This is a genomic window from Pseudomonas sp. WAC2 (assembly GCF_030403525.1).
Lineage (GTDB): Bacteria > Pseudomonadota > Gammaproteobacteria > Pseudomonadales > Pseudomonadaceae > Chryseomonas > Chryseomonas luteola.
This window is the reverse complement of record NZ_JAUEPD010000004.1, coordinates 318052-331378: the sequence shown is the minus strand read 5'-3', so window position 1 is coordinate 331378 and position 13327 is coordinate 318052. Positions and strand designations below refer to the sequence as shown.

Genomic DNA, 13327 nt, shown 5'->3' with positions numbered 1-13327 from the left:
CGGCATTCGAAGAGTACCGTACGTTACGGTCATACAGGTGATTAATCCCAAGCGGGTGCGAGCCCTTCAGGGCTGACCTCACGAGCGTTTCGCTCAAGTAAGGCGATTTTTGCCATGTCCTCCTGATCCAGACGCAGCTCTTGGGCTAACAGATTGCTGGCCAAATTCTCTAACTTGGTCGAGGAAGGGATGACTGCATATCCCAGCTGTAATGCCCAAGCGAGGGTAACCTGCGCTGGGGTTGCCTGATGCTTATGGGCAATGGCATTAATGACAGGGTCCTTGAGTACCTTCCCGTAGGCCAGAGTCATATAGGAGGTCACTGGAATATTCTGCTCCTGCAAATATTGAACAAGCTTACGGTTCTGCAGATAAGGGCTAAGCTCAATCTGGTTGGTCGCAATGGCATCCGTACCAACAATGTCGATGGCTTGTCGGGTCAGTTCGATGTTGAAGTTGGAGATACCGATCTGGCGTGTCAGGCCCTGGTGCTGCGCCTGGGCCAATGCTTCCATAAATTCGGGTAGCCCCACACCATTACCCGGTGCGGGCCAGTGGATCAACGTCAGATCCACGAAGTCGGTCCGGAGTTTTTTCAGGCTTTCCTGCAGGCTGGGAATCAGTTTGTCCTTGGCGTAGTGGTCTACCCAGATTTTCGTCGTGATAAAGAGTTGGTCGCGTGCGATACCGCTTTCGGCAATCGCTTGCCCAATGTCTGCTTCGTTGTTGTAGATCTGTGCGGTATCGATTGCACGATAGCCCAAGTCAAGAGCGTGGCGTACCGAGTTGATGACGGTCTGTCCTGTGAGACGGAAGGTACCAAGGCCAAAGGAAGGAATACTCATAACGGGCTCTCCGAAAGGATTAGAGGAACACGGCTGCGTCCCAGGCAAAAGGTTCGGAGCTCAGTGTGATCGGTTGATATCATCTGAATAAGCCCTTAATTCTCAGAATACTTTTGATTTTTACTCAAGGATTGAGGGGAGAAGGCCTTTCTGAAGTCCGGCGGGGCAGGACGTTGGTCGTCTGCCCCAGCGGAACCTTGAGGTGATCGATTACAGAGGCGCCTCGCCTTTGAGCGCCGGCGGTTGATCACTGGAGCGCTGGATGGGCCCGTGTGAGGAACCATGGTCATGTTGCCTAATGGGCGTCGCGTTGTGTGAGGGAGTTTTAACGTTGAGAATCAGCAGGGCGGCCAGGATAGCCGGAATAGCAGCCAGCACAATGATGGTTTGGGCTGGCAAATGCAGGCCGAGCAGCAGACTACCCAGGAGAGGCCCGAGAATCGAGCCAAAGCGGCCAATGCCCAGCGCCCAACCTGCGCCAGTTGCGCGTACCTGCGCGGGGTAGAAATTGCTTGCGAAGGCATTCAAGGTCAGTTGACCGCCTATGGTGCAAAAGCCTGCGGCAAATACGAATACCAACAGCAGGGCCTGATACTGATGTGTCAGCCCAAGCAGCACGGTAAATGCGGCTGCGCCCGCCAGTATACAGCTCAGCAAGCGAACCTTGCTGGCCACCCGGTCCATGAAGTATGCCAGGAGCATGGCACCCAATGTACCGGCAAACAAAAACATCGACGTGGCAAGGTTTGCCGAGTTTCGCTGCATACCGCTTTCCTGAAGGAGAGAGGGCAACCAGCTGATCATGAAATACAGCAGGATCAGGCTGACAAAAAACGTCGCCCAGAGAAACAGGGTAGGTCTCGCGTATCCGTTGCGAAAGAGATCCACCACGGCTATGGCAGAGGCAGGCTCCTGTTGACTGTCAACGGTTGGTGCTGGCGGCTGCCAGCCGGCAACCATGCGGGACGTGACAGCGGTCAGCCGGGCGTAGGGCGGGGCATCCCTAGCAGACGTGGCAGAGACTCAGGTAGCAGCATGAGCAGGAAAGGTAAGAGCAGCAGCGGGGCTACACTTCCTATGACGAATACGGCATGCCAGCCGAAACGATCCATGAACGCCACTGCTACGAAGCCGCCCGCTGCGCCGCCAAACGAGAACCCACAGGCGGCCAATGTGACCATTAGGGTACGCAACCTGGGTGGTGAGTAGTCCGACATCAGTGCCATTGCGCTGGGCATAGCGCCGCCCATCCCCAGGCCACAAAAAAAGCGCAGTATCGCCAGGCCCTGCAACGAGTCGATATAGACGGTGACGAAGGTAAGACAGGCATACAGCAGAACGCAGCTCATGAGCACTCGCCGGATACCTACGCGGTCCGCAAGTGGTGTAACGAGCAGAGAGCCAACGGTCAGGCCGATCAGGTTTGCACTGAAGACCGGTCCAAAGGCCGATTTCTCTAGTCCCCACTCCTGGGCGATAGATGGCACTACGTAGCCCAGTAGCTGAGCGTCATAACCGTCACTGATGAGCAAGAGCGCCAGCAGTGCCAGTATCTGCCATTGATAGCGTGATACGGGATGTGAATCGAGAGCATCGCGAAAGCTGGTTATTTGGTTCTGCATTGCCAATACCTTTTGTTTTTATTTGTGCAGGCAAAATGGGCGCGGATCAACTAGCGGTCAGAGAAAGGCAGTTCTGGAGATCAATCAAAATATCAGTCGAAATCGTAAATCGATTACGTTCTGTGTAATCTTTGGTGTGGTGGGGAGGCCTGTCAAGTTGATCGTGCTGCGGTGTGTTCAGAAGGGGCGCAGCGCTAGGCCATGCGGATGAGCATCGGATGTCCGATGGCCGGATCGAGAGGTCAGAGCCGCCTGGAAATCTGCTCTGGAGGTGTGATAGGGACGTTGCGCTTAGTCGGGAGCAGGGAGTGCTGCTGGTGCAGGCCAAGTCTCAAAGCCCCGCGTGGCCGGGGCTTTGTACTAGTCGTATCAACCATTCGTATTTTGCCGTTCAACGCTTTCCAGGTACTGCAATTTATGCACGTTGCCTTGATGATCCTGATACACCATGGTGGCAGGTTCGGCATTGTTGAGGTCGTTCGTGTCGGCCTTTTCGATCGAAATGACTTTGGCGACATCAATCTTCATGCCGTAGTGGTACTGTTCCACCGGAAGGTTGTCTTGTGCCGAACGGGAATCTGCAGCAAACGCGCCGGTAGCGAAAGCTGAGGCAAGCAGGGCAGTAGCAATGGCGTATTTCATGATAATGACCTCTTCGATGGGGTGGTTGGTTTCGATGAGGTCATTGAATCGCACGCACCTACTATGCGTGAAATCGATCCTACTGGTGCCAACTATTGCTATCAATGATGGGTGAAGCGTGGAAGTGTGCAGGCTAAGATAGTCGTCTGCTGTACTAAGCGCTCCCGTGGTCTTACGGTAGTAAGGGTCTGTCTGAAACCCAGATCAGTTTGATCGATTGAATCCTCTCTTGCGGCTAAAGGATCAGATTAATCGGAGCTGATTAGAAAACAGTCATGAACAGGTAAACGCAGACACCCAGGCAAAGCACCGCAAACGACCGCTGCAAGAGGTGGGCCGATAAATGCTTGCACAGCAGGCGCCCGGCAAGCATGCCTACAAGCGTGGCACCTATGAAAAGCTCTGCCTGCAAGCCAAGCGTGACGCCGCGATAAAGCGCACCGGCTGCGGTACCCAGGGAAATCAGCGCCACCATCATCAGCGAAGTGGCCACGATGCCCTGCATGCGGATATCGCTGCATTGGCGCAAGGCCGGGACGATCAGAAAGCCGCCCCCCACACCGAGCATACCGGTCAACAGGCCCGACAGGCTTCCGATGATCGAAAGCGTAGCCAGGCATCGGCCATTCCAATGCAGGCGTCCGGTCGTTGGATCCAGCATGCAATTCTTTTGAAGCGGGCCGTGAGTCGTACAGGCTTGATCTACCGTAGCCCGGCTCTGAAGCAGCATGCGGATGGCAACAAACAACATGATCAGGCAGAAGCAAAGCATGAGGGTACGATTGGGCAAGTGATGCGCCAGCTGGCTTCCAAGGGGCGAAAAGCACAGTCCCAACGCGGCCATGAGTAGCGCTGCCCGATATCGCACCAGACCTTTGCGCAGCCCGTCCACCGCACCCAGGGTCGCCGCGGTGCCGATTGCAAGCAGCGCAACGGGCGCAGCCTGAGAGAGGGCCCAGCCCAGCCCAAGCGTCAATGCCGGGATCGCCAGGATACCTCCACCTGCGCCTGTCAGGCCTAACACAAGGCCAATACCGATTCCGAGAAGAGAGGCTAGCAGCACGAAGCGGGTTCCCTTAATTCTGGGCGCAGCGGGTAAGCCACTCACGGCCCTTGAGCATGCCGTTCCAGTAGAAGCGGGGCAGTACGCTGGCCTTCAGCAACCAGGCGGATTTACGCGGCACCTTAGGATCAAAGGGAAAGGTCGGCAAAAGCTTTCCACCATAACCAAACTCGGCCAGGATCACCTTGCCTTTTTCGACGGTAAGTGGGCAGGAGCCGTAACCATCATATCGGCTTGGCAGCGGGAGCCCCTTGCGCAAGGCCAGCAGATTTTCTGCTACGACTACGATCTGCTTGCGTGCCGCTGCCGCCGTCTTGGCGTTGCTGGTACCGCACACATCACCCAAGGCAAATATGTCTGGATGACGAGGATGCTGAAGGGTGGCCGGATCGACCTCAAGCCAGCCCGCCGCATCGGCCAGCGTACTACGCCGAACTACATCAGGGGCCTGTTGCGGTGGCACCACATGCAGCAGGTCGAACGCTTTGGCTTGACGGCTCACGCTACCGTCAGCGGCGGTAACTTCGAACCAGGCGGTTTTGCCAGGGCCGTCGACAGCAACCAGATTGGACTGAAAAGCCAGTGATGCCTGATATTTCTCTACATACGCCATCAGAGGTGGGACAAAGGCCGGTACGCCAAACAGCGCTGCGCCTGCCAGGTTGAATTCGACCTGGATGTTCTTCAGCACCCCTTGTCGCAGCCAGTGATCGCAGGACAGGTACATGGCTTTTTGGGGCGCACCGGCACATTTGATCGGCATCCCCGGTTGAGTGAATAGCGCCTTCCCATGCCTCAGGTTTCGGACCAGCTCCCAGGTGTAAGGGGCCAGGTCATACCGGTAATTGGACGTCACACCATGTTGGCCCAGCGTGTCTTCCAGCCCAGTGATGCGCTCCCACGCCAGTTGCAGACCGGGACAGATGATCAGTTGCTGATAACCCAGTTGCTTACCGTTGCTGAGCAGCACGCTCTGGCGCTCCGGGGCGAACGCGCTGACCGATGCCTGAATCCAGGTGACACCGTGCGGCATGACGCTGGCCATCGGGCGAACCGTGTCCGCTGCGTCGTAGGCTCCACCCCCTACAAGCGTCCAGGCGGGCTGATAGTAATGATGATCGCTGGGCTCGACCACGGCGAGTTTCAGCTCAGGGGCACGGCGCAGCAGGCTTGCAGCGACGCCGATACCAGCTGACCCACCGCCCATGATGACGACGTCGTATTGGCTGCTTGCCGCTTCGTTCTCGCACGCCATTCGGTACAGCTGAGTAGAGCGGTTACCTGTGCGACAGAACGCCAGAATCGGATGGGGGAGCGTGCTGAGTAACGCCTGTAACTGCTGGGCCTGTCCCTCATGAAGGGTGCTGGGTATGACAGGGAGATAGACAAAGCTCAAGCCCAATGCTTCGGCATGGCGCCGAAGTTGTTCGCTAAGAGGCTGTTCTGGTCCACCTTCATGATCCGGTCGATTGCAGATGATGCTGCGGTAGCCTTGCTGAGCGATGCCAGGCAAGTCATCGAGCTGTAGCTGTCCGCACGTAGCGAACGTTTCATCGAGTCGGTTGATGGGGTGGTCCATGGGCAACTCCAGACAGCGTAGGAAACAACAAAAAGTCTATGGCGCTAGCGCAGACAGGTTGAACGTAGAGATGACTCTTTACTGCACGCTTTTCAGGGCCTGACCGCAGTACAGGCTGGACAGTGTCTGCATGACGGAAACGACCTCGAAACTGGCAAGGGCGTAATAGATGTACTTGCCTTCGCGACGTGTATTGACCAGTCCTTCTTCCCGAAGGACGCTCAGCTGTTGAGAAAGCGTCGGTTGGCGGATACCCGTCAGGCCTTCCAGCTCGCCCACATTGCGCTCACCCTGGGTCAGCTGACAGAGCAGCAGGAGGCGGTCTTCGTTGGCCAGCGCTTTCAGCAGCGTGCAGGCTTTTGAAGCAGAGGCCCTGAGCAGAGCGACTTCGGTGGTAGAAAGCTGAGTTGCCATTGGTCCCTTCCTCGTCATGCGTCCAATCAGTCTATTTTCATACAATATATAATTCAATATATTGTAAAAAGGTAGATCGATGGAGAGGTAATAGACATGACTCCTTTAGTACAGGCATTTTTCGATGCCGACACGGCTACCATCAGCTATGTGGTATTCGAGGCGGATGGTTCGGAATGCGCCATCATCGATTCGGTATTGAATTACGATGCCAAGGCCGGGCGAACCAGCACACATGGGGCTGACCGGATCATTGCATTTATTCAGGAGCATAGTCTCAAGGTGCAATGGTTGCTTGAGACCCATGCCCACGCCGATCATCTTTCTGCATCGGCTTACCTGAAACGTATGCTGGGAGGCAAGATTGCCATTGGCGCTCCCATCCGCCAGGTTCAGGGCGTTTTCCGTGATGTTTTCAACCTGGAGCCTGAGTTCCGGTTGGACGGCTCACAATTCGATTATCTGTTCGAGCCGGACGAGCTGTTTCACATTGGCCGTTTAGCGGCGCGTGCACTGCATGTTCCAGGGCATACACCCGCGGATATGGCCTATCAGGTAGCGGAGCATTCGGTATTCGTAGGCGACACATTGTTCATGCCTGACGTAGGAACCGCACGGTGCGATTTCCCCGGTGGCAGTGCCCGTCAATTGTACCGTTCCATCAAGCGGATACTGGCGCTACCAGCCGAGACGATATTGTACCTGTGCCACGACTATCCACCCGCTGGACGAGAGGTATGCTGGAAGACGACGGTCGCTGAGCAAAGGTCCAGCAATATCCACGTGCACGACGGTATTGCCGAAGATGCTTTTGTCGAGATGCGCAGCCGTCGGGACGCAACGCTATCGATGCCGACGCTTATTCTGCCGTCGATCCAGATCAATATCCGGGCGGGTGAAATGCCACCTGCAGATGAGTCCGGTGCGACCTTCCTGAAAATTCCGATCAATCGCCTTTAGGCAGGGCGTCAGTCTTCTTCCCAGAACGTCGGGCAGTTTAGTTTCAATGCGCGGGCTTTGGCAGCGTGCATGGCCGCTTCGAGTTCCTCCGGGGTGGCCTTCTGCTCGGTCTTGGCGTATGTCCAGGTTGCCAGGGCGACGTAGCAACTGGAGTAGAGCTCGGCAAGGGAGCGGCATTCCGACTGGCGGCTGACCTGGTCAAGCGGGAGGGGACGCGCCTGCAAGGTGGTTTCAACGGGTGTCAGCGAGCGGCTCTGGCATCCACTTAGTAGCAGGACTGCCATGAGCATAAAACCAGCGAAGAGGCAATGGGTCATGTGTTCTGTTCGTAACGGATAGGATGGCAAGTGTAACGACCCAGGCAGGCTTGGCCTATCGGCGGCAGTAGTTATCCGGGATCGATCACCTGATACAGGCGCCAGGGTAAGGTCATGCCTTACGCTGGCGCCCTGCAATGCATTAAAGCGCGGTTTTCTTTTGCGGCCCCTTGAAATGCTGACCGCGAGGCAGGCGGCTGCCATCGGCCAGCTTGTTTTGCCACTCGGCAAACGCAACGCTACGGGTACGGTAGGTTACGGACTGCTCAACAGGCTGTGTCTTGGCAGCCGGTACGGGAGCAGCAATCTCCTGAACCTGAGTGTCGGTTACTGTTGCCGCTGCATAAGCCGCCGAGCGCAGGCATGTCTTGCAGGTAACCTGATCAGGCTGGGTAGAGACATTAGGACTGCTGCGGCCGCAAGCGACTTGATCAGTGCCGGTGGAGTAGTGCATTACCATGGTATTACTTCCTTTCAGTACAAGCTAAAACAGTCGCCGCTTCGCAATGCGACGAGGTATTGCAGTGGATTCAGGACGGCCTCGGGGCGTTGACCTCAGGGCAGCGTGTGCTCATTGGCATGAGTAGTATTTCGCCTTCGAAATCACCCCTCGACTTTCAAAATCCAAACAAAAAAAGGCGTAGTTTAACGGGTTATCGCCATTTAGTCTTTTTTGACGGGCGCAAACTGCCGCGAGTGGCAGGGAACATGGCATAGTGAAATGAGAGGTCGGTCATCAGCTCATATGGAATCAGGGTTTGCACCTCTGTAGTTTCGTAGTAAATTGGTAACATGTTAACTATCTACAAGAACAACAGGCTGAATGACAGCCGAGGTGAAATGCCATGCAAGTCCAACGTCTCGATGCGTTTTCGATCTGGCTAGAAACGATTCGCGCTTTTTGTGGCCGCCGGTTTACCGCGCAGCCCTCGTTGACCGGTTCGCTGTTTATCGGCGAGCTTGCCCAGCGGCGTATAGCCGGACTTGAACTGGCCATGGTCAAGACCAACGCGGCCTGTCTGGCTCGCAAACGAGGGCATGATCAAGATGGTGATCGATACTGCTTTCTGGTCATGCAGCGATCCGGGCGAGCACAGATCACGCAGCATGGGCATACCATCGATCTGGTGCCCGGTGAGATGGCGCTGGTTGATTCTGCAGGTACCTGCGAAATCAATCCGCTTGGTTTGATGGAGCATTGCTCGATTCATCTTCCCCGCGAGGCGGTGTCCAGGCATCTGGCCGATCAACAGCATATTTTTGGCAAGCTTAATTCAGGCAGTGCCAGCGGCCGGTTGCTTCGGCTGATCTGTACCCAGCTGGCCGAGGGTATGCCGGCACAGGAATGGCAGGATGATGAAGGTGAGGCGCTCCAGGATTCGCTGATCAGCCTGTTGAAACCCGCCCTGACAGCCAGTGCGCCCACAATGGCCGTTGAGCTCCAGGCCAAGGGCGGCGTACTACGAAGCGGAGTAGAACAGCTGATCCACGACCAGCTGGCCGATGCGTCCTTGAGTCCTGCCAAACTGGCGGCGCAGCTAGGCATTTCCATCCGCCAGCTGTATCGGCTATTCGAAGAAGAGGGCGATAGCGTCTGCCGTTATATCCAGCGTGCCCGACTTGCACGCAGCGCTGCCGATCTGCTCGATCAGCGTCTGGTCAACGAGTCGATCACAGACATCGCTTTCAAATGGGGCTTTACCGACTCGGCTCACTTCAGCCGGACGTTCAAGAAGCACTTCGAAAGGTCCCCGCGGGACTATCGTAGCCAGTCGATGACGGCCTGAGCATGCTCAGGCCGCGTTCATCAGGCTCAGTAGGCAATACACACGGATTTGAGTTCGGTAAAGGCTTCGACAGCGCCGCGGCCGAACTCCCGCCCAATACCGGATTGCTTGTAGCCCCCAAAAGGCAGGTTCGGGTCGACCGGTACGTGGCTGTTGACCCAGACCGTGCCCGCCTCGATGCGGGGAATGAGGTCCATGGCACGGGTCAGATCATTGGTCCAGAGACTGGCCGTGAGGCCGTATTGGCTGTCGTTGACCATATGGATGGCTTTATCCAGTGAGTCGTAAGCGATAACGGACAATACCGGTCCGAAAATCTCCTCGCGCGCCGCCGCCATGTGGTGCTCAACGTTGGCCAGCACAGTAGGCTGGACGTAATAGCCGGGCAGGTCGGGTGCATCGCCTCCCGTCGTGACAGTAGCCCCTTGCTGGCGTGCCAGCTCTAGATGCTGAAGAACACTGCCCTGGTGCCGGCGTGAAACGACCGGGTTGATTTGTGTGGTTGGGTCCAGCCCCGGCCCGATCTTCATGCCGTTTACCGCGGCGCTAAGCGCTTCGACATAGTCCGCTTTTAGCGCCTGCGGCACGTAGATGCGCGAAGCGGCAGCGCATACCTGACCCTGATTGAGTAGGCCGCCCATGAGCGCGCCTGCAACTGCTTTTTCAAGGTCGGCGTCTTGTAGCAGCACCATAGGGTTCTTGCCACCGAGCTCCAGGGAGAATCGTGTCATGTTTTGCAGGGCGGCAGTCCCGATCTGCTTGCCGATGGCCGTAGAGCCGGTAAAGGACACCTTGCTGACGTTGGGGTGCGCCACCAGTGCGGCACCCGCTACCGAGCCGCGGCCGATCAGTACGTTGAATACACCGGGCGGAACGCCGGCTTCTATGGCCAGCTCGGCTACCCGCAGCACGGTAAGAGGCGTTTCTTCCGAGGGCTTGATGATTATGGAGCAGCCACAGGCCAGAGCCGGCATGATCTTCCACAGGGCGATCATGAGCGGGAAATTCCAGGGGACGATGCCTGCCACTACGCCAACTGCCTCACGGCGCGTATAGGCATTGTAACGGGCGCCGGTTGGAACAGGTATCGAGACGTCGAGCGTCTGCCCTTCGAGCTTGGTGGCCCACCCGGCCATGTAACGCATGTATTCAACTGCGCCGCCGACTTCAATCGCGCGGGCAATGTGGATCGATTTACCTTGTTCCAGCGTTTCCAGTTGCGCCAGTTCCTCGCCGTGGGCTTCGACGAGATCAGCAAAGCGCAGGAGGATGCGCTCACGATCAGCCGGTCGAGCCTTGCTCCAGGTGCCCGCGACAAACGCAGCGCGGGCGGACTCGACGATACGGTCTACTTCCTCCCGCTCGGCCAGCCTTATCTGTGAAATGGCTTGGGCCGAAGCGGGATCGTTTACCGCAATGACATCGCCGCGAGAAGCGGTGCTGGGCCGGCCATCCACGAAGCTGGAATGCGTAAGTGACAGAAAACGGGTAACAGTCTCGAGGGGCGTAATGAGTTCGGCAGTAGACATAAGGGATTCCTGGCTATTCTCAAGGCTCTAAGGCAAGCGGTGAGGCTTCATGTCCAGAGCTTAGGAGTCGTCAATCAAGAGAGCTTGCATGTCGCTGCCGCAGGGTTTGATCTTCTCTGCCACCCGCAAGGCATCACCCGGTGTGATGAGGCAAGGCGGCTTGCGCTGCCGTGAACGCACCAATCGATTTGAATAGGGTGAGGGACGAAGAGGAATTCAGAATGGTTGATTAATATGTTAATTATATGCGATGGTCCCGCTCCGTTGGTAAATGACGGTATATCTGCCAATCTATTCATTGGGCTGCCGTCCGGCCCGTGCAACGATATCTTTCATGGCTCCTGGTGACTAATTGTCATGCTGAAACCGCGTCCTTCTCTTACGCTTACCTTGTTGCAGGCCCGCGAAGCGGCCATGGGGTTTTTCCGTCCGTTGTTGAATGAGCACGGCCTTACCGAACAGCAATGGCGCATCATTCGGATACTCTGGCAGCGGGGCGAGATGGAGAGCCATCAGCTGGCAAAGCAGGCCTGCATTCTCAAGCCCAGCATGACCGGTGTATTGTCTCGCATGGAGCGTGACGGGTACGTGCAGCGCTGGAAAACACCCAAGGATCAGCGACGTGTTTACGTGAGCCTGACGGATCGTGGCCGGGCGTGCTTCGAATCCATGGCCACGGGTATGGAGACCAACTACCAGCGCATCCAGGAGCAATTTGGTGAGGAAAAGCTCAAGACGCTAATCGCCTTGCTGGAAGAGCTCAAACAGGTGCGGCCTGGCTCGGAGGATGACGACGAAGAGCGCCTTGTCTATCCCGATCGGGATGACAGTTGATCAGCTGGGCAGGTAAAGCGGCCCAAGGGCCGCTGGTTCAGTTCAGGCTCGGTGCCTCATACCTTAATAGACACCGCCACCATGTGTGGGCTTTGGAGTGTTGTGCTTGAAATGGCCTAGCAGCGTTTGAAGGCCTTTCATCAGCACCGTCGTGTCGACCCCCACCGCTACAAAGACTGCGCCCAGCTCGATATAACGCTGGGCGAGCTTCTGATCGGCTGAAAGAATACCTGCCGCCTTGCCGGCTTTAGCAATACGAACAATCGCCTCTTCAATTACGGCTTGAACGTCTGGGTGGCCTGGATTGCCACGATGCCCCAGTGCGGCAGACAGGTCAGCAGGACCGATGAACACTCCGTCCACTCCATTGACCTCCAGAATGGCATCCAGATTATCCAGGCCGGTTCGGTTCTCGATCTGGACTAGAAGACACATCTGTTCATCAGCATGATCCAGGTAGCCGGGGATCGTGTTCCAGCGTGAGGCGCGTGCCAGGGCGCTGCCTACACCGCGAATACCCTCCGGCGGATAGCGCATGGCCTTTACCAATTCCCTGGCCTGATCAGCGGATTCGACCATCGGCACAAGCAGTGTCTGGGCGCCAATATCCAGAAGCTGTTTGATAAGCACAGGATCGCCAATGGGCGGCCGTATAATCGGGTGGGTGGCATACGGCGCAACGGCCTGTAGTTGAGCGAGTAGGCTGCGGACATCATTGGGCGCATGCTCGCCATCAAGCAGCAGCCAGTCGAAACCGGCGTTGGCGGCTAATTCAGCGCTGTAGGCATTGGCGAGGCCAATCCAGAGGCCAATCAGCGGGTCACCGCCTTTGAGGCGCTGTTTGAAGGTGTTGATAGGAAGCTGCATGGTAAATCCTCACGGCGGGAGGTTGGCCTGGGCATGAGCGCGCTGCCGCAGGCCAAACCGGTCTTAGACGAAGCGGCAGGCGATGCTGCCGAGCTGGTCGTAATCCACATGAAAAGTATCGCCCGGGCTTGCGTGCACGGGTCGTGTAAATGAGCCGCCCAGGATGATCTGGCCCGCCTCCAGCGTGACGTCATAGGCGGCCAGTTTATTGGCCAGCCAGGCAACGCCCTTGGCCGGGTGATTAAGCACCGCTGCGGAGACACCCGATTCCTCGATCACCCCGTTGCGGTAAAGAATGGCCGGTACGCGCCGCAGATCGATAGCGTGAGGGCGAATCGGCTTGCCGCCCATGACGACGCCGGCATTGGCGGCATTGTCGGAGATGGTGTCGAAGACCTTGCGTGTAGCCTTGGTATGGGGATCGATCTGTTGGATACGCGCATCGATGATCTCAAGCGCCGGAATGACATACTCGGTGGCATCGAGCACATCGAAAATCGAGCAGTTCGGACCCTTCAGTGGCTTGCCCAGGACGAAGGCCAGCTCGACTTCCACGCGTGGTACGATAAATCGATTAAAGGGAATGTCGGTTCCTTCTTCGAAAAACATGTCGTCGAGCAGAGCGCCATAGTCCGGCTCTGTGATATTGGATGACACCTGCATGGCGCGGGAGGTGAGGCCTATCTTGTGGCCAACCAGTTTGCGACCATCCGCGATCTTTTTTTCGACCCAGGCGCGCTGGATGGCATAGGCATCTTCAATAGTGATCCCTGGCTGCTCCAGGGACAGTTGACCGATCTGTTCCCGGGAGCGCTCGGCCTGGTCAAGACGTTCAGCGGCCGCACGGATAAAGGCGTTGTCGAGCATG

Annotated in this window: 13 protein-coding genes and 1 pseudogene; 3 read left to right on the top strand and 11 right to left on the bottom strand. The window is 56.9% G+C overall.

Features of this window, described 5'->3' with window-relative positions; genetic code table 11:
• Window positions 1–41: 41 nt before the first annotated feature.
• The 6 genes and pseudogenes from dkgB to QWJ10_RS11060 all read right to left on the bottom strand — a co-directional run bounded on the left by dkgB (window position 42) and on the right by QWJ10_RS11060 (window position 6165).
• Complete coding sequence (dkgB, locus tag QWJ10_RS11085; protein WP_150346146.1) at window positions 42–845, bottom strand: 2,5-didehydrogluconate reductase DkgB; 804 nt, start codon at window positions 843–845, stop codon at window positions 42–44.
• A gap of 210 nt (window positions 846–1055) precedes the next feature.
• Window positions 1056–2467: pseudogene (locus tag QWJ10_RS11080) on the bottom strand (aromatic acid/H+ symport family MFS transporter).
• A gap of 369 nt (window positions 2468–2836) precedes the next feature.
• Complete coding sequence (locus tag QWJ10_RS11075; protein WP_125889528.1) at window positions 2837–3109, bottom strand: DUF2790 domain-containing protein; 273 nt, start codon at window positions 3107–3109, stop codon at window positions 2837–2839.
• 262 nt (window positions 3110–3371) lie between these two features.
• Window positions 3372–4172 carry a sulfite exporter TauE/SafE family protein gene (locus tag QWJ10_RS11070; protein ID WP_289926277.1) on the bottom strand — a complete coding sequence of 267 codons (801 nt, stop codon included), beginning with the start codon at window positions 4170–4172 and terminating at the stop codon, window positions 3372–3374.
• Between the two features lie 13 nt (window positions 4173–4185).
• Entirely contained in the window at window positions 4186–5751 is a 1566-nt protein-coding gene (locus tag QWJ10_RS11065; RefSeq protein WP_289926275.1) for a bifunctional protein tyrosine phosphatase family protein/NAD(P)/FAD-dependent oxidoreductase, read from the bottom strand.
• 78 nt (window positions 5752–5829) lie between these two features.
• A complete protein-coding gene (locus QWJ10_RS11060; RefSeq protein WP_197871670.1) occupies window positions 5830–6165 on the bottom strand; it encodes a metalloregulator ArsR/SmtB family transcription factor in 336 nt (111 codons plus the stop codon).
• Window positions 6166–6261: 96 nt separating this feature from the next.
• Between QWJ10_RS11060 and QWJ10_RS11055 the strand changes: the two genes are divergently transcribed.
• Complete coding sequence (locus QWJ10_RS11055; RefSeq protein WP_122043787.1) at window positions 6262–7125, top strand: MBL fold metallo-hydrolase; 864 nt, start codon at window positions 6262–6264, stop codon at window positions 7123–7125.
• Between the two features lie 8 nt (window positions 7126–7133).
• Here QWJ10_RS11055 and QWJ10_RS11050 read toward each other — a convergent pair whose 3' ends face one another.
• Together QWJ10_RS11050 and QWJ10_RS11045 are read right to left on the bottom strand one after the other, a co-directional pair.
• Window positions 7134–7409 (bottom strand): hypothetical protein, encoded by a 276-nt coding sequence (locus tag QWJ10_RS11050; RefSeq protein WP_157782910.1) that lies wholly within the window; start codon window positions 7407–7409, stop codon window positions 7134–7136.
• Window positions 7410–7584: 175 nt separating this feature from the next.
• On the bottom strand, window positions 7585–7902 hold the full coding sequence (locus QWJ10_RS11045; protein ID WP_150346141.1) for a hypothetical protein: 318 nt from the start codon (window positions 7900–7902) through the stop codon (window positions 7585–7587).
• 385 nt (window positions 7903–8287) lie between these two features.
• On the opposite strand from QWJ10_RS11045, the gene feaR reads away from it, so the two are divergent.
• Window positions 8288–9229, top strand: coding sequence for a transcriptional regulator FeaR (feaR, locus tag QWJ10_RS11040; protein ID WP_197871674.1), 942 nt, complete (start codon window positions 8288–8290; stop codon window positions 9227–9229).
• 26 nt (window positions 9230–9255) lie between these two features.
• Here the strand turns inward: feaR and QWJ10_RS11035 are convergent, their stop codons facing one another.
• Window positions 9256–10758 (bottom strand): aldehyde dehydrogenase family protein, encoded by a 1503-nt coding sequence (locus QWJ10_RS11035; RefSeq protein ID WP_289926272.1) that lies wholly within the window; start codon window positions 10756–10758, stop codon window positions 9256–9258.
• Between the two features lie 357 nt (window positions 10759–11115).
• Between QWJ10_RS11035 and hpaR the strand changes: the two genes are divergently transcribed.
• Entirely contained in the window at window positions 11116–11592 is a 477-nt protein-coding gene (gene hpaR, locus QWJ10_RS11030) for a homoprotocatechuate degradation operon regulator HpaR (protein ID WP_010799021.1), read from the top strand.
• A gap of 63 nt (window positions 11593–11655) precedes the next feature.
• Here hpaR and hpaI read toward each other — a convergent pair whose 3' ends face one another.
• Both hpaI and hpaH read right to left on the bottom strand, forming a co-directional pair.
• Window positions 11656–12459: a 4-hydroxy-2-oxoheptanedioate aldolase gene (gene hpaI, locus QWJ10_RS11025; RefSeq protein ID WP_122043780.1), complete on the bottom strand. Its 804-nt coding sequence runs from the start codon at window positions 12457–12459 to the stop codon at window positions 11656–11658.
• A gap of 63 nt (window positions 12460–12522) precedes the next feature.
• Complete coding sequence (hpaH, locus tag QWJ10_RS11020) at window positions 12523–13326, bottom strand: 2-oxo-hept-4-ene-1,7-dioate hydratase (protein WP_122043778.1); 804 nt, start codon at window positions 13324–13326, stop codon at window positions 12523–12525.
• Window position 13327 lies beyond the last annotated feature (1 nt).

Coding starts and splice junctions, on each gene's coding strand:
- QWJ10_RS11045 (WP_150346141.1), bottom strand. CDS start 7,902: ATGGTAATGCACTACTCCACCGGCACTGATCAAGTCGCTTGCGGCCGC.
- feaR (WP_197871674.1), top strand. CDS start 8,288: ATGCAAGTCCAACGTCTCGATGCGTTTTCGATCTGGCTAGAAACGATT.
- dkgB (WP_150346146.1), bottom strand. CDS start 845: ATGAGTATTCCTTCCTTTGGCCTTGGTACCTTCCGTCTCACAGGACAG.
- QWJ10_RS11035 (WP_289926272.1), bottom strand. CDS start 10,758: ATGTCTACTGCCGAACTCATTACGCCCCTCGAGACTGTTACCCGTTTT.
- QWJ10_RS11060 (WP_197871670.1), bottom strand. CDS start 6,165: ATGGCAACTCAGCTTTCTACCACCGAAGTCGCTCTGCTCAGGGCCTCT.
- QWJ10_RS11050 (WP_157782910.1), bottom strand. CDS start 7,409: ATGGCAGTCCTGCTACTAAGTGGATGCCAGAGCCGCTCGCTGACACCC.
- QWJ10_RS11055 (WP_122043787.1), top strand. CDS start 6,262: ATGACTCCTTTAGTACAGGCATTTTTCGATGCCGACACGGCTACCATC.
- QWJ10_RS11065 (WP_289926275.1), bottom strand. CDS start 5,751: ATGGACCACCCCATCAACCGACTCGATGAAACGTTCGCTACGTGCGGA.
- hpaR (WP_010799021.1), top strand. CDS start 11,116: ATGCTGAAACCGCGTCCTTCTCTTACGCTTACCTTGTTGCAGGCCCGC.
- hpaH (WP_122043778.1), bottom strand. CDS start 13,326: ATGCTCGACAACGCCTTTATCCGTGCGGCCGCTGAACGTCTTGACCAG.
- QWJ10_RS11075 (WP_125889528.1), bottom strand. CDS start 3,109: ATGAAATACGCCATTGCTACTGCCCTGCTTGCCTCAGCTTTCGCTACC.
- hpaI (WP_122043780.1), bottom strand. CDS start 12,459: ATGCAGCTTCCTATCAACACCTTCAAACAGCGCCTCAAAGGCGGTGAC.